Here is a 19,785-nt window from a genome sequence, read left to right on the forward strand (position 1 = left end):
AATAACTATAATGAGTTGGTCAATGGCATTGAGATAAAAATCAAGTAGGGAAATATGGCTGGGTTGAAAAAACGTAATTCGCTTGGGTGGCTGTTAGGTGTTTTTTGGTTGTACTCAAGCAGCATTCAAGCGACAGAAGTGCCTGATGTAGTCTTAACCACCGGGTCTTACGGCGTATTAGAGAAGGCGATTTCAGCCAGCCAAGGTAGTCATGCTGAGCAAAAAATGGCGAATGCAACTGCCATTTTGTTGGGCACTCCTTACAATAATCGCACTTTAAATATGGATGCATTCTCAACGGAACGGTTAGTCATTGACTTAAAAGCCGTTGATTGCATGACATTCATTGAGTATAGCGAAGCCTTTAAATATGCGGATGATGCTGAACAATTTGCCTCATATTTAGAGAAAGTACGCTATGTCGATGCAAAAGTCGCATTTAATCAACGTCGTCATTTCTTTTCGGATTGGGCAGAAGGGGATCATAAAGTTGTCTCTGATATAACGGCTCAATTGAGCCCCCACACTGTTTTTGTTAATAAACAACTGAATAAAAAAAGTAACGGTGATCCTATTATTGCTACGGTTAAAATAACACCAAGAGTGATTAGTTATATTCCAACTCGGTTTATTGATAGAAAATTACTGAAGCAGTTAAAAACAGGGGATTACATTGGTATTTATTCCCCAGCATCAGGATTGGATGTCACTCATGTAGGTATTGTTATTCGAGAAGGGGATAAAGTGATTTTTCGCCATGCTTCTTCACAACGAAAAAATTTACGGGTAATGGATGTCGAACTATTTTCTTATCTTCAAGGAAAAAGCGGAATTATGGTATTTAGATAAAGTCAGTTTGAAAGTTAAGCCAGCTAATTACCTGTATTTTTAATATTGATTACGCATGGTATTATTTTAAATAAATTTTAATTTTTAAAAAAAATTTAAAGCGTAAGTACAAGTGATTTTTAGTTACCAATTATTTCTATAACTGTTTAAATTGTAAAATATTATTAAATTAGAGATGTTTTAATAATGGTTTCACATGGTTAAAACAACTAATGATATTAAAAAAATATTTTATAAAGCAATGAATTACAACCCACAGTAGTAAAGTTTAAAAATTTAAATCATAATGTCACCTTAAATTCCTATCAATAATAGATAATTCAATTGCTTTTATCTATTTTAAAAAAAATATATTGTTTTTATAATGCCCGTTAATGTTTGATTAGATTCTTTATATTGGGGTGAGTATGTACATATCAGAAAAACAAAATATTTATGCTTTGCTTGGCAACCATCTTCGTAAAGCTAGAGTGCGTAAAGGGTTATCAGGGCAGGAGTTAGCTTCTATTATTCAGCTTAGCCAGCAGCAGGTATCTCGATATGAACTTGGTGTTAATAAGCTGAGTTTAGATAAATTAATCGAGATTGCTATTTTACTTGAAATGGATATTCATGAAATTACTACTATGATTGCGCGTCAATTTGAAAAAGAGAAAGTTAATTCTAGTGAGGTTGCACTGGCTAGTTTTTAATTTCCTCCCACTTTCATTAAAATCTTATAGATTAAAAAAATTATAATGATTAAATGATTTTAATTATTAATGATATCTTCAACGCAATAATTAAAAATCATGAATCTGATGATTCTGCTTTTAAATGATAAAAGCAGATAACGATTAAATTCGATAAGCTTTTTTTATAAAATTATTCATATGCTGTTTTTTTTGATTCATTTAATTTACTCTTTTTTTAAGGTTTGTTCATATTTAAAACGATAATTTGCAAAAAGTTCTCATGGTTTTATCGAGGACGGTGTGCTTAAATGTGCGACAATTCAACATGGAAAAAGGGCAGTTTTAAATGGCTAGGGCAATATGGATATTTGTCATATTCCTACTTGTCGGTTGTTCAACGACACCTTCAAAAACGGGTTACTATCTCGATCAGAGTTACCCGTCACAGAATACCAGCGAGCGTATTCAATTTATTGTTCTGCATTACACTGTTTCTGATGATGCCCACTCAATTAAAATATTAACGAAAGGAAAGGTGAGCTCCCACTACCTCATTCCTAGCCAACCTGCACAAAAAAATGGTCAGCCTGTTATCTTACAACTCGTTCCTGAGCGTTTGAAAGCGTGGCATGCAGGGGATAGCCGCTGGCAATACCATCATGGACTCAATGATAGCTCGATTGGTATTGAAATCGTTAATGAAGGTTTGGTGAGAAAAAATGGTCAAGATATCTGGCCGCCTTTTAATGACACACAGATAGATGCGTTGATCCCTCTATTGAAAGACATCATGCAACGTTATGACATTCCGCCTGAAAATGTCATTGGCCATAGTGATATCGCACCGCTGCGTAAGCAAGATCCAGGACGTGCATTTCCGTGGCAATCATTAGCGCTGCATGGAATAGGCGCTTGGCCTGACCCTCAAACTGTTAATAAGTATTTAGCAGGGCGACAAATTAATGCACCTGTCAGTGTATTAAACCTACAAAAAGCTTTGAAATTTTATGGCTATGCAGGGATCCCACTGACAGGAAAATTAGATAAAGAAACTAAGCAGACGCTGCGCGCATTCCAAATGCATTATCGTCCGCGGGATATTGATGGGCGGGCAGATGCGGAAACGGAAGCTATCACTTTAGCCTTGATTGAAAAATATCGTAATATGCCGAAATTCAAACAATCTTTGAAATCGAATAAATCGGAAAGTGCATCCAGTCAACAGGGTGATTAACCCCGCCAGCAACATGATTAATTGAAGAAGTGCGGGGAGATCCCGCACTTTTGCTTACTAGCGATTAGCGCCATATTCATGGCTGATTTCTTTAGCGGCTTTGATCACCATTGCTCCCAGCTCTGTTACCCGATCATCGGTGATCCGCGAAAGTGGTCCAGAAATTGAGATCGCGGCAAATGCCTCTTTATGCTCATCATAAATACAGGCACCAATACATCTTAACCCCAGCGCATGCTCTTCATCGTCATAAGAAAATCCTTGTTTTTTAGCTTGTTGCAGATTTTCTTTCAATGCTGATGGGTTAGTTAATGTATGCGGTGTATAGGCATGTAAGCCTTTTTTACCAAGTAATGGAATTAGCTGCTCTTCAGGCAAATTGGCAATAAACGCTTTTCCTGCACCCGAGGCATGTAACGGCAGTTTTCCGCCAATCGGGGCAGACATACGCATTAACGCATTACATTGCACTTGGTCAACAATCACAGCGTCATATTCCGTGTGATCCAAAATTGCTAAATTGACGGTTTCGCCAGATTCATCCATCAAACGGCGCAATATCGGATGGACAAGGGCTAATAAATTACGACTTTCAAGGAAGCTACTGCCAATAATAAAGGCATGAGAAGCGATGACCCACAGCCCGAGATCCCCTGTCTGGCGTACAAAGCCGTGCTGTTCGAGGGTCATTAATAAGCGGTGAGTCGTAGAATTAGGTAAACCGGCTTGAAGGGCTAAATCAGTGAGGGCGATCCCGCCTGTCGATTCAGAAATGTATTCCAAAAGCGTCAGTCCGCGGCTTAAGGATTGAACTTGTCCCGCCGCCGTAGCGCCACTCGCAGGTCCTTTTGCCTTCTTTATTTTTTTAGTAATGGGTGTAGCCGCCATCAAGTGTCTCCTGACAGGAATGAATATTCGTTTCTATTATGAATGATTTCCTTCAAAAATACTCATCGGATCAGCAAAAAGTCGATCTTTGGCAACCTGAAAAACTCTCATCATAACCAAGAATTTTCTCTTCTGAAGTTATGATAGGATGTGATTCATACAAATTTAGTTTAGTTTCAATTCATTGACGATTTAGCTGTGCGAAGTCATAGCATGGGGCCGATTAAGCCGAGGGATTATCATTTTCAGGAGGACAGTGCAGTGTCCAGCAAAAAAAACCAATTAGAACAACAATTAAAAAATAGAATTCTCGTCCTAGATGGTGCGATGGGAACGATGATCCAACGCCATAAGCTCTCTGAAGAGCAGTTTCGAGGTGCGCGTTTTGCGGATTGGCCAAGTGATTTGAAAGGTAACAATGACTTACTTGTGCTCACCCAGCCTGAGATTATTTGCGATATCCATAGACAATATTTTGCAGCAGGGGCGGATATTGTTGAAACCAATACGTTTAACTCCACCACCATTGCGATGGCGGATTATAAAATGGAAGCCCTTTCTGCACAAATTAACGAAACCGCAGCTCGCCTTGCGCGTGAATGTGCCGATGAGTGGACACGTAAAACCCCGGAAAAACCGCGTTATGTGGCTGGGGTTTTGGGACCAACAAACCGTACGGCATCGATCTCCCCTGATGTGAATGATCCAGCCTATCGCAACGTGACATTTGATCTGCTGGTGGACGCATATCGCGAATCCACACGATCGCTGATTAAAGGTGGTGTCGATCTGATCATGATCGAAACTATCTTTGACACATTAAATGCAAAAGCGGCGATTTTTGCCGTAGAAACTGAATTTGAAGCCCTTGGGATCCATTTGCCAGTGATGATCTCAGGGACTATCACCGATGCCTCGGGGCGTACTTTATCGGGGCAAACCACGGAAGCATTTTATAACTCATTGCGTCACTCTCAGCCGCTATCATTTGGGCTTAACTGCGCACTGGGGCCTGATGAACTTCGTCAATATATCGCTGAATTATCTCGTATTTCAGAGTGCTATGTTAGCGCCCACCCCAATGCAGGATTACCGAATGCATTCGGTGAATACGATCTTGATGCCCAAAATATGGCGCAGCAGATCCGCGAATGGGCGGAAGCCGGCTTTTTAAATATTGTCGGTGGATGCTGTGGTACCACACCACTTCATATCCAAAAAATGGCGCAAGCCGTTGAGGGTCTTAAACCTCGACAGTTACCAAAATTGCCAGTGGAATGTCGGTTATCCGGTTTAGAGCCGCTGAATATTGGCGCGCAGTCTCTGTTTGTGAACGTGGGTGAGCGAACTAACGTCACAGGCTCGGCAAAATTTAAGCGTTTAATTAAAGAAGAAAATTACCAAGAAGCTCTTGATATCGCTCGTCAACAAGTGGAAAACGGCGCGCAGATCATCGACATCAATATGGATGAGGGAATGCTAGATTCCCACGCGGCGATGGTACGTTTTCTGAATTTGATCGCGGGGGAGCCTGATATTGCACGGGTGCCTATTATGATCGACTCCTCGAAATGGGACGTGATCGAAAAAGGGCTGAAGTGCATCCAAGGCAAAGGGATCGTGAACTCCATCTCAATGAAAGAGGGAGTTGATGCCTTTATTGAACACGCCAAATTAGTCCGTAAATATGGTGCAGCGATGGTGGTTATGGCGTTCGATGAAGTGGGGCAAGCAGATACCCGCGAGCGTAAAATCGAAATTTGCCGCCGCGCATACCAAATATTGACAGAAACAGTCGGTTTTCCGCCTGAAGATATTATTTTTGACCCGAACATTTTTGCGGTTGCTACGGGGATTGAAGAGCATAATAACTATGCTGTTGATTTTATTGAAGTCTGTAAAGATATTAAAGATCAACTGCCCCATGCATTGATCTCCGGTGGGGTGTCTAACGTCTCTTTCTCATTCCGAGGGAATGATCCGGTACGTGAAGCTATTCACGCTGTTTTCCTGTATCACGCGATCCGCAATGGGATGGATATGGGGATCGTCAATGCGGGGCAACTGGCCATTTATGACGATCTTCCCGCCGAGCTCAAAAACGCGGTAGAAGATGTGATCCTCAATCGCCGAGAAGACGGCACTGAAAAGCTGCTGGAATTGGCTGAAAAATACCGTGGAACAGGGGGACAAGAGCAGCAAGTTCAACAAGCGGAATGGCGCAGCTGGGAAGTGGAAAAACGGCTTGAATACTCGCTAGTGAAAGGGATCACGGAATTTATTATCCAAGATACACAAGAGACTCGCCAACGTGCATCAAGCCCTATCGAAGTGATCGAAGGCCCCTTAATGAATGGTATGAACGTGGTGGGTGACCTATTTGGTGAAGGGAAAATGTTTCTGCCCCAAGTGGTGAAATCTGCCCGCGTGATGAAGCAAGCCGTGGCGTACTTAGAGCCGTATATTCAGGAGCTAAAACAGTCGGGAAGCAGCGCAGGTAAAATATTATTAGCGACGGTAAAAGGGGATGTACACGACATTGGTAAAAATATCGTGGGCGTCGTTTTGCAGTGTAATAACTATGAAATCATTGACTTAGGCGTCATGGTGCCATGTGAAACGATCCTGAAAACTGCCCGAGAACAGAAGGTCGATATTATCGGTTTATCGGGGCTGATTACACCGTCGTTGGATGAAATGGTGCATGTGGCAAAAGAGATGGAGCGACAAGGGTTTACCTTACCGCTATTGATTGGCGGGGCAACCACCTCGAAAGCCCACACCGCCGTAAAAATCGAGCAAAACTATTCAGGACCCACTGTCTATGTGCAGAATGCATCCCGTACGGTGGGTGTTGTCTCCGCATTACTTTCAGCAACCCAAAAAGCCGAGTTTGTTGCCCGAACACGCCGTGAATATGACACAGTTCGCCTGCAACATGGGCGTAAAAAACCAAGAACGCCACCCGTCACATTAGAAGCCGCTCGAGCTAATGGGGTGAATATTGACTGGCAACAGTACCAGCCACCAGTTCCTAAATTCCTAGGCGTTCAAGAAGTAACGGCATCCATTAAAACATTGCGTGACTATATCGACTGGACGCCATTCTTTATGACATGGTCATTGGCAGGTAAATATCCGCGAATTCTGGAAGATGAAGTGGTTGGGGAAGAGGCGCGCAAATTGTTGGCTGATGCGAATGCGATGCTCGACACACTGGATAGCCAAAAATTACTGACGCCAAAAGGGATCTTTGGAATTTTCCCTGCAAACCGCGTAGTGGATGATGTGGAAATCTATCGTTCCTCTGCTCGAAATGAAGTCCAAGCAGTTTCACTGAATTTACGCCAACAAACGTTGAAAACAGATTTTCCTAACTACTGTTTATCCGATTTTGTGGCACCGAAAGAGAGTGGTAAAGCGGACTATATCGGTGCATTTGCGGTTACTGGCGGATTAGAAGAGGATGCATTGGCCCAGCAGTATGAAAATGCCCACGATGATTATAATAAAATCATGGTGAAAGCCTTGGCTGATCGCTTAGCAGAAGCCTTCGCAGAATATTTGCATCAACAAGTCAGAACCCAGTATTGGGGCTATGCGTCAGAGGAAGCGCTGAGCAACGAAGAGTTGATCCGTGAAAATTATCAAGGAATTCGCCCTGCGCCGGGTTATGCCGCTTGTCCTGAACACACAGAAAAGGAAAAAATCTGGCAACTCCTGAATGTGGAAGACAAAATTGGGATGAAATTGACCAGCTCTTATGCAATGTGGCCGGGTGCCTCAGTATCGGGTTGGTACTTTAGTCACCCGGATAGTAAATACTTTGCGGTGGCACAGGTGCAAAAAGATCAAATTGAAGATTATGCCAAACGCAAAGGAATGACTGTCGCAGAATTAGAACGCTGGCTAGCGCCAAATTTAGGCTATGACCCAGAAGATTGATTTGATTCATAAGATTGATTTTTCAGTTATTCGCCTCCATCTTATAGGTAGGAAATCTATTGGGAGCAAATGATGAGCTATGAATTTATAATTGAAGGAAAACTGCCATCTTCGGTAGTCTATCCTTATCAGATCCAAAATAGCGCCGCACCAGAAACATTTATGATGAGCGAAGATGCGGTGAGTGCCATGATGAGCATTTTGCAAATCATGGATAAGCTGGATACTGAAGATTCATTGACGGAACATTGCTTTAACCAAATTTGGTTAAGAAGCGAGTTAACGCCAGCAAGAGCAGAAGAAATTTACCTGTTCTTGGAAAACCAAGAGCGGGTTGAGCCGATCCCTTCACAAGAGGAAATCGACGCATTTTATCAAGCCCAACAAGCAGAAGATAAGTTACTCTCTAAAGAAAGTACCAAAGACGGTATGGTTCCGGTTCATAAATTTGCGACCAATGATGGCTGGTTAATTACAGCGAAAGAGAGTGGATTAATTGCCGAGGTATTTTCAGAAGAATTAGTGGGTGAAAACCATTTTGTGGTTTCCCAAATATCGACGCTATGCAAAATTAGCCATCAAAAATTGGAATTGATTTTAATTGAGTGGGGTAAGTTTAATTTATTTGCCAGTAAGCATGGTGGATATCGCGTTAATTAATTTTCCGCATTAAGACAATTTAATTATTAATTAGAGGGTGATTAGCTCGTTTTATAACCAATTACGATAATCACCCAAATTATTTTCTTAAAAATTCACATCATTTGGTTATTTTCTGCTTATAGTCCTTATGATTTTTGTATGGGAATGATATCTTATATAGCAGTGGTCAATGCCAAGCTGTGAGTAAATGTCATGAAATTACCCTCTCTCTTATTTAGTTTCTGCATTATCTGTGCCCCTTATGTGCAAGCAGAGCCAATAGAGTCGGGTTCGTTTCATAACCAACCAACCAAAGCGACTGCTAATCAATCTTCTACCCCAATGATCACCCCTGTGGTTTTAACACCTCAGGCGGATTCTGCTTTAGTTGAACCTTTACCTAAAGCCCTTGAAGTGACTGAGCCAAGCAACCTTCCAACCGATTTCCAAAGTAGCATTAAAGAGGCCAATGCGGGCAAAGTTGATGCCATGATTGACGTGGGTGTCGCTTATTTGGATGGCACAGATTTTCTCGATGTCGATGAAAATAAAGCCTATTACTGGTTTAAGAAAGCTTCAGATTTAAATAGTAATGATGGTGATTATTACATTGGTATGCTGGCGCAGCGCAAAAAGGATTATGAGCAAGCGGGTAATTGGTACCGTAAATGCGCCGAAAAAGGTGATGCATACTGCCAATATGCGATGGGCTATTTATTTGAGCGTGGTTTAGGTGTCGAAAAAGACTATAAACAAGCACGCGCTTGGTATTATGAAGCCGCAGAGCAAGAGCAAGAATATGCACAGTTTGCCATTGGGTTGTTCTACCATGATGGGCTTGGTGGTGATATTGACTACAATAAAGCTTTTACATGGTATGAGCGCAGTGCACGTAATGGTGTAGCCTCTGCCGTGAACAACTTAGCCGTGATGTATGAAAATGGCGAAGGCATGGAAAAAGATGAGGACACGGCGATTTACCTGTATCGCCAAGCCGCGAATATGGGCTCCCCAGTTGCACAAAAAAACATGGGGGACTTTTACAGCAAGGGCCACCCGCTTGTTGAGCAAAATAACTACCAAGCCGTTTACTGGTATAAACGCGCGGCAAACCAAGGTGAATTTTCGGCTCAATATGCGCTAGCACAAGCATATGAGACAGGCGATGGCGTTGGACAAGACCTGAGCGAAGCCTTTAAGTGGTACCAAATGGCAGCGGATAATGAGTCTGCTGAAGCCGCCATGAAAGTGGCTGAGTATTATGAAAAAGGCCTCGGCGGCGTTAAACCTGATATGGCCAAAGCGACCCAGTGGTATATCGAATTAGCCGATTCAGATATTGTCGATGCACAATTAAAGTTGGCGAATTTATATCTGGCGGGTCAGTTGAAAGATGTTGAGATCCAGCAGATTGTGAAGTGGCTGGAAGCCACTAAAGAAGACAATATGGAAGCCAAAAGCCAGTTGGCAATTTTCTACCTGACTGGAACTGGGGTTCAGCAAGATAGCCAAAAAGCACGAGAGCTTTTGGAGTCCGCTGCATTCAAAGAAAACAGTGATGCGCAAAATAACCTCGGCGTGATGTATGCCCGAGGAGAAGGCGGCAGTAAAAATATTTTCCGCGCCATTATGTGGTTTGAGCGTGCGGATAAACTGGGTAATGTGACCGCAAAAAATAACTTAGCATTATTGCAAAAAGACCATAATGCGAAAGCGAATATGCTGCAATATACAGAAAGTGTAAAAAATTCATTGCCTTCTAAAAAATGAATCAATAAAAGAATCCATTCTATTTCATTTAAAAGCCAATAACCTTATTAATGCTATTGGCTTTTAATCATCTTTATCTATTTTGCTTTTTTATCGTAATGACAAATATCATTTTGATATTCTTGAAAATTACTCTCTTACTCTTTCTTTTTTAAAAAATACGTATTTCTACACCATAAAATTTATCAATCTTTGTGAATTAGGAAGCTATTTTTATTTAGCTAAATAATGAAGTATAGTTTTATTAACTGGTTCTTTGTTGAGTCTTTGTTGTAAATCTCTCCATTAGATTAGAACGAGTCTAGTTGTTTTTTGAGTATGAAAAAATGAGGTGTCAAATGAGCACTTATTGTTTTTTTATTAAATCTGACGAAGTTGTTGCGTTAGAGATGACTGAAATCCAGAAAGCTACCGAGTTAGTGAATACGGGTTACCAAAAGCAGTTTGAAGAGATAGAGGCGAATAGCGAAGAATTGGCGTTAGCGCGCTTTGCAGATATTCGCGGAGAAGAGCTAAAAAGCACTTATGCTTTTGCGGGTGAGTCGACGTTTAGTGGGCTGATTACCTCTTTCCTAAGTCGTTAAATTGATTTTCCTTGTTAATTTTACAACCCAAAAGAGCCATTTCCAAACCTGATGGGTTTATCAATAGTCAAACGGGCAATCAAAAGATTGCCCGTTATCGTTTATGGATAGCTATTCGCCATCACTCAAAAAGATTATTGTGCAGCGTGCGAACAATCTCTTCCGCGTCGTTACCCGGCACAAGCAGACAAATATTATGGCTGCTAGCACCGTAGCTGATCATACGGATATTAAAGGATTCCAGCGCGCCGAAAATCTGTTTGCCGAGCCCGTTCACTTGTGAAAGTTGGTTACCAATAATAGCCACCAGAGCAAGGTTTTCTTCCACTTCTACGCGGCACAGCGCGGATAATTCTGTCATTAAGGCATTGGTCAGCAAGCTACCATTAGTGCCTGTTGAGCCCGTTGTATCTAATGTCAGTGCGACACTCACTTCCGACGTGGTGATCAAATCCACGGAAATATTATGGCGCAGCAAGATAGTAAAAATCTCTGCCAGGAAACCACGGGCATGTAGCATTTTCAAACTGTGCAGCGTCAGTAACGTTTGCTTGCGGCGTAATGCGAGTGCTCTAAATTGCGGTGGGTTTTCCGTTTGGTCGCTGACAATCGTCCCACCTGCTTCTGGGGCTTTACTCGAGCCGACGAATACAGGGATCCCTGCACGCACTGCGGGTAATAACGTGGCTGGATGCAGGATTTTTGCGCCGAAAGTCGCCATTTCAGCTGCTTCATCAAAGGCGATTTCATCGATTTTTTGGGCATTCGGCACCACGCGAGGATCGGTGGTGTAAATGCCAGGCACATCCGTCCAAATATCCACGCGGGCTAGGTTCAATACTTCAGCCAGTAAGGCAGCGGTATAGTCACTGCCTCCGCGCCCTAGGGTGGTGGTGCGCCCTTTGGCATCTCGACCAATAAACCCTTGAGTGATAATAATCGACTCGGCTAAGCGTGGAAGTAACTGCTGCTGTGCGAGCACTTGTAGCTGTTCAAGATCCGGCTCAGCGCGACCAAAGCTTTCATTGGTTCTCATCACTTTGCGGACATCAAACCATTGTGAGGATGCCCCACGTTGGCGCAACACTTCCACAAACAGTAATGTGGACATAATCTCGCCGTGGCTGACCATTTCATCCGTTAAAGCATCGGAAGTGGCCAGAGAGGCGGAATCGGCTAAATGGGCGATATTCTCAAGTAGACGATCGATTTCTTCGCGAATAACGTTCGCAGTTTGCAGGTGTTCAATAATGTCATATTGAGTTTGTTTGACTCTTTGCAGTAGCTCGTTGCGTTTATCAGTGTCACAGCCTTCAGCGAGTTCAATGAGTAAGTTGGTGATCCCTGCACTTGCGGAAAGCACAACCACACGAACTTGATCATTTGCCAGTACGATATCCGCACTTTTATTCATGGCGTCGAAGTTAGCGACGCTTGTGCCGCCGAATTTTGCGATAACAAACTGATTACTGCCAGCTACTGTATTCATTTTTCCAATCCCTTTAATTAAACCGCCTATCTTTAAATAATGCATGAACCCAAAATAATTCCTGCGGCGCTGGTCGAATACGGCACGACATCAACAGCTTGAAATACGTTGGAGTAATAGATTTATCGACTTTGGCACGTATCGTCAATAATGAATCGAGGTAAATCAGTAATTCTAATGATGGGCAAATGATTATCGGTTTTCCCAATACCTTCCTTTTTCAAAACCATTTTGGGGATGAGATGACAGTTGGCGTTAGGTTTGGGAGAATAGACCTAACAACAGCAGATTATGAGAACGCAGAAAACCGATAAGCTTCGTGTCCTCGGCGAGTTACAATCTATTATTATTTGAAATTGTTTTGGAGGTGTTATCCATGAAAAGTATCAATCCAAGCCAGACAGCGGCATGGCGAGCGCTAGAGCAGCATTATGCAGACATGAAAAATGTGCATATGCGTGACTTATTTGCACAAGATGAGCAGCGCTTTACGAGGTTTTCAGCCACTTTTGATGACCAAATCTTAGTGGATTTCTCCAAAAACCGTATTAAACAAGAGACATTGAACAAACTTTTGGCATTAGCCAAAGAAACGCAACTGGAAGATGCAATCAAAAGTCTGTTCAGTGGTGAGAAAATCAATCGCACTGAAGATCGTGCCGTGCTGCATACCGCATTACGTAACCGCGACAATACCCCAGTGCTGGTGGATGGCAAAGATGTGATGCCAGAAGTGAACGCAGTGCTGGAAAAAATGCAGCAGTTCAGCGTACGCATTATCAGTGGCGAGTGGAAAGGGTACACCGGTAAAGCCATTACGGATGTGGTGAACATTGGGATTGGTGGCTCAGATCTGGGACCATTTATGGTGACTGAGGCGCTACGTCCTTATAAAAACCATTTAAATATGCATTTTGTCTCTAACGTTGATGGCACTCAAATTGCAGAAACATTGAAGGATCTCAATCCTGAAACGACGTTATTCCTGATCGCATCGAAAACCTTTACAACGCAAGAAACCATGACTAATGCGCATTCCGCGCGTGAGTGGTTATTGACGTTTGCCAACGATGAAAAACATATCGCGAAGCATTTTGTGGCGCTCTCAACGAACAGCGAGCAAGTCGCAAAATTTGGTATTGATACCAATAACATGTTCGAATTCTGGGATTGGGTTGGCGGTCGTTACTCTCTGTGGTCAGCGATTGGTTTGTCTATCATTTTATCCATCGGTTATGAGAATTTCGTTCAATTACTGAGCGGTGCTCATGCAATGGATAAGCACTTCACGCAAACGCCTCTAGAAAGCAATATCCCCGTTTTATTAGCGCTGATCGGCATCTGGTACAACAACTTTTTTGGTTCAGAAACTGAAGCGATTCTTCCATACGATCAATATATGCATCGCTTTGCGGCCTACTTCCAACAAGGCAATATGGAATCAAACGGAAAATATATCGACCGTAATGGCAATGCAGTCACTTACCAAACAGGCCCGATTATTTGGGGTGAACCGGGAACTAACGGGCAACATGCGTTTTACCAGTTGATTCACCAAGGGACAAAAATGATCCCATGTGACTTTATTGCGCCGGCCGTGACACATAATCCACTGGGGGACCACCATGCTAAGCTGCTTTCTAACTTCTTCGCACAAACGGAAGCGTTAGCCTTCGGTAAAACCCGTGAAGTGGTGGATGCAGAATTTGCCGCGCAAGGTAAAACCGTCGAAGAGATGGAATATGTGGCACCTTACAAAGTGTTTGAAGGCAATCGCCCAACTAACTCTATTTTACTTAAAGAGATCACGCCGTATTCATTAGGGGCGCTGATCGCTATGTATGAGCATAAAATCTTCACCCAAGGTGCAATTTTGAATATTTTCACCTTTGACCAATGGGGCGTAGAGTTAGGTAAGCAACTGGCGAGCCGTATCCTACCTGAATTGGAAAATAGCCAAGGGGTAGAGAGCCATGATAGCTCTACCAACGGGCTGATTAATCGCTATAAAAACTGGCGTTAATGGCGTTTTTTTAAGCGACTAATAGCCTGTGATTGGCAGGCTATTAGTATCCTAATAAAATACGATTTTTAAGCTAACTCATTATAAATCAAATAATTTTCACAAAATTTTTACAATTTGTGTTGAATTAGCGACTTTTTATATAAATTGTTATCTATCTTTAACCTTGCACTATAACAACGTGCTATTCTATCGCCCAATAATTTAGATGAACGATGCTGGTTGTGGCTTTAATACGCTAGACGTTAACAAGCTGGAGTAGCAATCAGGGGATAACCATAATTACTATGGTGGAATTTGATTGAATGTCTGAAACGATTTTTACCTCTCACCCGATAAACTGGTTAGAAGAGGGCGACGAGAGTGTTCCTGAAAGTGTATTAGATTGGTTGCAAGAGCAGGGCTCGATGACCAAGCGGTTTGAGCAGCATAGTCAGAAAGTGACGGTAATACCTTATTTAGAACGCTATATCTCACTGGATATGCTCACAGCCGACGAACAAAAATGCTTACCAATGAGTGAGCGTTATTGGCTACGGGAAGTGATTATGTATGGGGATAATATCCCTTGGTTGATTGGCAGAACGCTGATCCCAGAAGAGACGCTCACCGATACTGACAAGCAATTAGTGGACATTGGGCGAGTCCCATTAGGGCGCTACCTCTTTAGTCATGAAAATCTAACCCGAGATTATATTGAAATGGGATCCAGCGCTGATCGCTGGGTACGCCGCTCCCTACTTAGATTGTCCCAAAAACCATTATTATTAACCGAAATATTTTTACCTGAATCACCTGCATATAGATAACTATCTAACATAATTCAAATGACGTTTATGGGTAAAATAGAATCATAAAGGAGCACGATAACGTGGAGGGAAGTATGGCGCTAAGTAAATGGCATGCATACAGCCGTTTAATGCGTATTGATAGACCTATTGGCTCACTGTTATTACTGTGGCCAACCTATTGGGCGCTGTGGATTGCCGCCCAAGGCACGCCAAGCTTGCATTTTCTGATTGTCTTCACGGCAGGTGTATTTTTAATGCGTGCTGCAGGCTGTGTTATCAATGACTTTGCTGATCGTAATTTCGATGGGCACGTAGAAAGAACCAAACACCGACCACTGCCTAGCGGTGATGTCACGGAAAAAGAAGCAAAAATTCTATTTGCTGCGCTGGTGGGGCTCTCTTTCTTATTGGTATTGAGTTTGAATACCATGACTATCTGGTTATCAGTCGCAGGCTTAGCGCTAGCGTGGGTCTACCCGTTTGTGAAGCGTGTGAGCCATTTACCTCAAGTGGTATTGGGTGCTGCATTTGGTTGGTCAATCCCAATGGGATTCTCAGCCGTTAGTGAGTCCTTACCACTAGTTTGTTGGTTACTATTTTTAGTGAATATCATCTGGTCAGTGATTTATGACACTCAATATGCCATGGTTGACCGCAACGATGATTTAAAAATTGGCGTGAAATCGACGGCGATTTTGTTTGGTCAATATGACAAGCTGATTATTGGTTTGCTGCAAATTGTCATGGTTGGCTTGCTGGTGGTGATTGGCTCATTGGCTAACTTAGGTATGGTTTATTATGGTTCGTTAGTGCTAGCCGCTGCGCTGTTTGTTTATCAACAGCAATTGATGGTGAACCGAGAACGAGCGCCGTGTTTCAAAGCGTTTATGAATAATAACTATGTTGGCTTTATTCTGTTTATCGGTATGGTGATTAGCTATTTTTAACCGCTAAAATTGTTTGAGGGTTGTGAAATAAATAAGGAAAATCAATTAATTGATTTTTGCCTGATAACACAAAGAGGGAAAAACCAGGTTTTATCCCTCTTTGTTAGCAACCTAAGGGTAATGCATTGGCATTACCCTTTTTTGTTGGTGCGTATCATTGACTTGTGAGATTACTCTTGCGGAGCTTCTGAGTCTGTATCAGCACTTTCCGGCGTATTTTTCGGTGCCGGCTTTGGTGCAGAAAGTTCTTCAGTTTGGCTAACGCTCTCAATGGTCAGACGGATTTCCGGTGACATCAAGCGTGCAAGCACGGCATACAGATTCTTCGCATTCGTTGAGAAAATATCGTTCTCATTATTATCGATATAGCCTTCTTCTTTGAGGGTATCGACCAGTGTTGAGAACACGGCTTTATCAAAGAATTCAGGGGCGTTAATACCGTGCAGAACGGACAGACGCTGCGCGAGCATACGACTCTCTTTCTCCAACGTATTGCGGCTGACTTCTGGGCTTGCATTGAGCAATGACAGCGTGATGGCGTAGCGTTGCAGTGTCTCACGAACACCCGCGGCCAGTAGCTGTAAAGGACGGATACGGCGAGGATTTAGCACCACCATATTCTCATCTTTCACGCAGATCAGTTGTTGGCTGTTCAGCTCATCAATCAATGTATCCACCGTTTCCGTGAGCGCGTTTGCGTCATAACGCATAAACAGTTCAGCTTTCAGGAATGGATAAATCAGCGCAACTTGCTGGTGGATAGCGTCACGGCTAATGCGCTCATGGTGCAGCACAATGCTAGCGATAAGCGAAGGCAGAACCAGTAAGTGATGAATATTGTTACGGTAATAGGTCATCAAGACGGCATTTTCGCGTGGCAGAATAATAATATCCCCCATACTGTCTTTTTCGACTTCAAACTTATTCATCTGCAAAGCGTGTTCAAGAAGCTCTTCAGCTGTTTTGTTCGGCGTGGTTGCATCGGCAGTGTAAGGCACATTGCGCAGTAGCTGCAGATAGCACTCTATTTGCTCAAGCAGTTGTTCACGGGTGAGCGAGCGCTGACGTGACGCCAACAGTGCCGTTGAACATAAGTTAATCGCGTTGGCGGCTGCCGCATTATTGATATTCACCATAATGTTATCGGCTAAGCTGCTGACGGTTGGGTTTAACCAGCTTGGGCGCTGTGGCTCAATTGGGTCAATAGATTCACGCCAATTTGGCACGCGGTTATTTAAGTATTGGGTCAGTGAAATTGGCTGCCCAAAGTTCACATAGCCTTGACCTAAATTACGCAGTTTACGCAGACCACGCACCATGGAGAAGAAGCCTTCTTTCTCTTTTTCCGCTCCACGCAGCTCTTTCGCGTAAGTTCCCACTTCCATCACATGTTCGTAACCAATATAGATAGGGACAATAGTGATAGGGCGAGAGTCTCCGCGTAGCATCGCTTGTAGGGTCATCGACAAGGTACCCGTTTTCGGCTCCAGTAAGCGACCTGTACGTGAACGACCACCTTCCACAAAGTATTCAATCGAATAGCCGCGAGCAAATAGCTCACTGAGGTATTCGCGAAATATAGTGGAATAGAGTTTATTGCCTTTGAACGTACGGCGAATAAAGAATGCGCCTAAACGGCGGAAAATCGGGCCGGCTGGCCAAAAATTGAGGTTAATACCCGCCGCAATGTGTGGTGGCACCAGACCTTGGTGATACAGCACATAAGAGAGCAGCAGGTAGTCCATATGGCTACGGTGAGAGGGTACATACACAATTTCGTGACCATCTTGTGCCAGCTGGCGAACGCGCTCAGCATGTTGAACGTTGATCCCTTGGTATAAGCGGTTCCATGTCCAGCCCAGTACGCGGTCAGTCAGTCGCACAGCTTCATAAGAGAAGTTGGCGGCAATTTCTTCCATCATCGCCACGGCATTTTGCTGGGCTTTTTGTAATGGAATTTTTTTACTGCGAGCTTCGTCTTCAACCGCTTTTTCAATGGCTTTAGAGGATAGCAGCTTATTAAATAGCTCATAACGTGCAGGCAGTTTTGGCCCGACTGCAGCTAAACGCTGACGAGAGTAATGGATACGTGCTACGCGAGCGAGTTTATTGGCAATGATGGTATCAGTGCCATGCTCCTGTGCCATCTGGCCAAGAGAAATGCTCGGAGAAAAACGCACAAAGCTATCGCGCCCTAACCACAGGACTGCAAAGAATTTTTGCACTCCGTTTAAGAGTTTTAACGGGGCTGGCTTATGCCCTTCGCGACCCGGCGCACGTCCAAACATGACGGATGCAGGTAGCATTTGAATATCAAGATTTGGATTGTTTTTATGCAAATCCAGATACGCATGGAATATTTTTACTGACTCTTTACGTGGATCTGGGGAGTAGTAACGGAACACGCGTGGGCCATCATCAATAAACACATAGGCAGGGAGCTTGGTGCCATTGATATCGTTATCCACGAGAGGATCAGGTAAACCAATCGCTAAGCATTGTTGGCGAAGCGTGAGAAGGTCGGACTTTGAGTGATATGGCAAGACGTACAGCGTTGGCTTGTTTGGGTCAAGCTGCAACTCTGTTATCGGGTCCGTTGGGATTAGTTTACTTTTTACCAATAATTTCAGTGGTAAATTCAACGTGTTGTAATATATTTTACGCCATAGTGACATAAATGATTATAGCCTCTTGTTAGTAATGCTGCGCAATCATATCAGAAAGCAACGTTTAGATCTGTTATCGATAATTCACTTTGACTGCAAAAGTTGATTATTGTTTAAAAATTAAGGAAAAAATATGGCAAGTCAAACTAAGGGTCTCACTCGGGTCATCAAAGCGGCTGGATACTCCCTTAAAGGTTTAAAAGCAGCATGGGTCAATGAAGCTGCATTCCGTCAAGAAGCGGTTGCTGCTATCATTGCGATAATTATAGCTTTTTACTTGGATATTAGCCAAATTGACAGAATTTTATTAATTGGTTCAGTCGTGTTAGTCGCAATCGTTGAGTTAATTAACAGTGCAATTGAGGCGGTTGTTGACCGTATTGGCAGTGAATACCATGAATTATCTGGGCGAGCGAAAGATATTGGCTCCGCAGCTGTGTTCGTCACGATAGGATTGGCACTGTTTATCTGGGGAACGGTTTTATGGGCGCGTTATTTTACGGTTTAATCGGCTAAAAATAGTAAAAGAGATAAAAAGCCAGAAATTCATCAACAAATGCAGATTTTGGCTAATTTAACAGTTCCCAATACCCATTTACCTGTATATACTCACAGTCTGACTGTATAAACAAACAGGGGAACGGGATGAAAGCACTGACAGCTCGACAACAGCAAGTTTACGATCTGGTGCGTGACCATATTTCGCAAACTGGCATGCCACCAACACGCGCTGAGATAGCAGCAAGTTTGGGTTTTCGTTCGCCTAATGCGGCAGAAGAACATTTAAAAGCCTTAGCTCGTAAAGGGGTAATTGAAATTGTTTCTGGAGCTTCCAGAGGCATTCGTCTGTTGTTAGAAGAGGAACCTGAAGATTTAGGACTTCCTCTGATTGGACGTGTTGCTGCCGGCGAACCATTGCTTGCACAAGAACATATTGAAAGCCATTACCAAGTCGACCCAGAGTTATTTAAACCACACGCTGACTTTTTATTACGCGTAAATGGTATGTCGATGAAAGATATCGGTATTATGGATGGTGATTTACTTGCGGTACATAAAACACAGAATGTCCATAATGGGCAAATTGTTGTGGCACGTATCGAAGATGAAGTCACTGTTAAACGTTTTAAGCAACAAGGCAATCGTGTTGAGCTTATTGCTGAAAACTCTGATTTTGCACCAATCGTGGTTGATTTACGCGAACAGAATTTTACCATCGAAGGTCTGGCTGTTGGGGTTATCCGTAACAGTGACTGGCATTGATGATGAGCGATTGAGTCTGG

Annotated in this window: 15 protein-coding genes; 12 read left to right on the forward strand and 3 right to left on the reverse strand. The window is 43.0% G+C overall.

Going from position 1 to position 19,785, the window contains the following annotated elements; genetic code table 11:
• Positions 1 to 54: 54 nt before the first annotated feature.
• From LDO73_RS02000 to LDO73_RS02010, 3 genes are all read left to right on the forward strand, one after another.
• Positions 55 to 849: an N-acetylmuramoyl-L-alanine amidase-like domain-containing protein gene (locus LDO73_RS02000; RefSeq protein ID WP_224059962.1), complete on the forward strand. Its 795-nt coding sequence runs from the start codon at positions 55 to 57 to the stop codon at positions 847 to 849.
• Between the two features lie 413 nt (positions 850 to 1,262).
• Complete coding sequence (locus tag LDO73_RS02005; protein WP_423810880.1) at positions 1,263 to 1,541, forward strand: helix-turn-helix domain-containing protein; 279 nt, start codon at positions 1,263 to 1,265, stop codon at positions 1,539 to 1,541.
• Positions 1,542 to 1,869: 328 nt separating this feature from the next.
• On the forward strand, positions 1,870 to 2,757 hold the full coding sequence (locus LDO73_RS02010; protein WP_224059964.1) for an N-acetylmuramoyl-L-alanine amidase: 888 nt from the start codon (positions 1,870 to 1,872) through the stop codon (positions 2,755 to 2,757).
• Between the two features lie 57 nt (positions 2,758 to 2,814).
• Here LDO73_RS02010 and iclR read toward each other — a convergent pair whose 3' ends face one another.
• Positions 2,815 to 3,645, reverse strand: coding sequence for a glyoxylate bypass operon transcriptional repressor IclR (gene iclR, locus LDO73_RS02015; protein WP_224059965.1), 831 nt, complete (start codon positions 3,643 to 3,645; stop codon positions 2,815 to 2,817).
• A gap of 261 nt (positions 3,646 to 3,906) precedes the next feature.
• Between iclR and metH the strand changes: the two genes are divergently transcribed.
• The 4 genes from metH to LDO73_RS02035 all read left to right on the forward strand — a co-directional run bounded on the left by metH (position 3,907) and on the right by LDO73_RS02035 (position 10,586).
• On the forward strand, positions 3,907 to 7,590 hold the full coding sequence (gene metH, locus LDO73_RS02020) for a methionine synthase (protein WP_224059966.1): 3,684 nt from the start codon (positions 3,907 to 3,909) through the stop codon (positions 7,588 to 7,590).
• Between the two features lie 72 nt (positions 7,591 to 7,662).
• The gene (locus tag LDO73_RS02025; protein WP_224059967.1) at positions 7,663 to 8,250 is read left to right on the forward strand and encodes a hypothetical protein; all 588 of its coding nucleotides are present in this window, start codon (positions 7,663 to 7,665) and stop codon (positions 8,248 to 8,250) included.
• Between the two features lie 195 nt (positions 8,251 to 8,445).
• On the forward strand, positions 8,446 to 10,002 hold the full coding sequence (locus LDO73_RS02030; RefSeq protein WP_224059968.1) for an SEL1-like repeat protein: 1,557 nt from the start codon (positions 8,446 to 8,448) through the stop codon (positions 10,000 to 10,002).
• Positions 10,003 to 10,340: 338 nt separating this feature from the next.
• A complete protein-coding gene (locus tag LDO73_RS02035; RefSeq protein WP_224059969.1) occupies positions 10,341 to 10,586 on the forward strand; it encodes a hypothetical protein in 246 nt (81 codons plus the stop codon).
• A gap of 121 nt (positions 10,587 to 10,707) precedes the next feature.
• On the opposite strand, the gene lysC is transcribed toward LDO73_RS02035, so the two are convergent.
• Positions 10,708 to 12,075, reverse strand: a complete 1,368-nt coding sequence (gene lysC, locus LDO73_RS02040; RefSeq protein WP_224059970.1) for a lysine-sensitive aspartokinase 3 — start codon at positions 12,073 to 12,075, stop codon at positions 10,708 to 10,710.
• A 376-nt stretch (positions 12,076 to 12,451) separates the two neighbouring features.
• On the opposite strand from lysC, the gene pgi reads away from it, so the two are divergent.
• The 3 genes from pgi (at position 12,452) to ubiA (ending at position 15,836) form a co-directional block, all read left to right on the forward strand.
• On the forward strand, positions 12,452 to 14,098 hold the full coding sequence (gene pgi / locus LDO73_RS02045) for a glucose-6-phosphate isomerase (protein ID WP_224059971.1): 1,647 nt from the start codon (positions 12,452 to 12,454) through the stop codon (positions 14,096 to 14,098).
• Between the two features lie 305 nt (positions 14,099 to 14,403).
• Complete coding sequence (gene ubiC, locus LDO73_RS02050; protein WP_224059972.1) at positions 14,404 to 14,907, forward strand: chorismate lyase; 504 nt, start codon at positions 14,404 to 14,406, stop codon at positions 14,905 to 14,907.
• A 74-nt stretch (positions 14,908 to 14,981) separates the two neighbouring features.
• The gene (gene ubiA, locus LDO73_RS02055; protein ID WP_224059973.1) at positions 14,982 to 15,836 is read left to right on the forward strand and encodes a 4-hydroxybenzoate octaprenyltransferase; all 855 of its coding nucleotides are present in this window, start codon (positions 14,982 to 14,984) and stop codon (positions 15,834 to 15,836) included.
• A 170-nt stretch (positions 15,837 to 16,006) separates the two neighbouring features.
• Here the strand turns inward: ubiA and plsB are convergent, their stop codons facing one another.
• Positions 16,007 to 18,511 (reverse strand): glycerol-3-phosphate 1-O-acyltransferase PlsB, encoded by a 2,505-nt coding sequence (plsB, locus tag LDO73_RS02060; RefSeq protein ID WP_224059974.1) that lies wholly within the window; start codon positions 18,509 to 18,511, stop codon positions 16,007 to 16,009.
• Between the two features lie 124 nt (positions 18,512 to 18,635).
• Here plsB and LDO73_RS02065 point away from each other — a divergent pair, with 124 nt between their 5' ends.
• Positions 18,636 to 19,010, forward strand: coding sequence for a diacylglycerol kinase (locus LDO73_RS02065; protein WP_224059975.1), 375 nt, complete (start codon positions 18,636 to 18,638; stop codon positions 19,008 to 19,010).
• Positions 19,011 to 19,147: 137 nt separating this feature from the next.
• Positions 19,148 to 19,765 carry a transcriptional repressor LexA gene (lexA, locus tag LDO73_RS02070; protein ID WP_224059976.1) on the forward strand — a complete coding sequence of 206 codons (618 nt, stop codon included), beginning with the start codon at positions 19,148 to 19,150 and terminating at the stop codon, positions 19,763 to 19,765.
• Positions 19,766 to 19,785: the final 20 nt, after the last annotated feature.

Origin of the sequence: Providencia alcalifaciens, from assembly GCF_915403165.1 — a bacterium.
Classification (GTDB): domain Bacteria; phylum Pseudomonadota; class Gammaproteobacteria; order Enterobacterales; family Enterobacteriaceae; genus Providencia; species Providencia alcalifaciens_C.

Bases quoted from the DNA above. Each gene is read 5' to 3' on its own strand.
- LDO73_RS02000 (WP_224059962.1), top strand. From the start codon at position 55: ATGGCTGGGTTGAAAAAACGTAATTCGCTTGGGTGGCTGTTAGGTGTT.
- LDO73_RS02010 (WP_224059964.1), top strand. From the start codon at position 1,870: ATGGCTAGGGCAATATGGATATTTGTCATATTCCTACTTGTCGGTTGT.
- iclR (WP_224059965.1), bottom strand. From the start codon at position 3,645: ATGGCGGCTACACCCATTACTAAAAAAATAAAGAAGGCAAAAGGACCT.
- LDO73_RS02025 (WP_224059967.1), top strand. From the start codon at position 7,663: ATGAGCTATGAATTTATAATTGAAGGAAAACTGCCATCTTCGGTAGTC.
- LDO73_RS02030 (WP_224059968.1), top strand. From the start codon at position 8,446: ATGAAATTACCCTCTCTCTTATTTAGTTTCTGCATTATCTGTGCCCCT.
- LDO73_RS02035 (WP_224059969.1), top strand. From the start codon at position 10,341: ATGAGCACTTATTGTTTTTTTATTAAATCTGACGAAGTTGTTGCGTTA.
- lysC (WP_224059970.1), bottom strand. From the start codon at position 12,075: ATGAATACAGTAGCTGGCAGTAATCAGTTTGTTATCGCAAAATTCGGC.
- pgi (WP_224059971.1), top strand. From the start codon at position 12,452: ATGAAAAGTATCAATCCAAGCCAGACAGCGGCATGGCGAGCGCTAGAG.
- ubiC (WP_224059972.1), top strand. From the start codon at position 14,404: ATGTCTGAAACGATTTTTACCTCTCACCCGATAAACTGGTTAGAAGAG.
- ubiA (WP_224059973.1), top strand. From the start codon at position 14,982: ATGGCGCTAAGTAAATGGCATGCATACAGCCGTTTAATGCGTATTGAT.
- plsB (WP_224059974.1), bottom strand. From the start codon at position 18,511: ATGTCACTATGGCGTAAAATATATTACAACACGTTGAATTTACCACTG.
- LDO73_RS02065 (WP_224059975.1), top strand. From the start codon at position 18,636: ATGGCAAGTCAAACTAAGGGTCTCACTCGGGTCATCAAAGCGGCTGGA.
- lexA (WP_224059976.1), top strand. From the start codon at position 19,148: ATGAAAGCACTGACAGCTCGACAACAGCAAGTTTACGATCTGGTGCGT.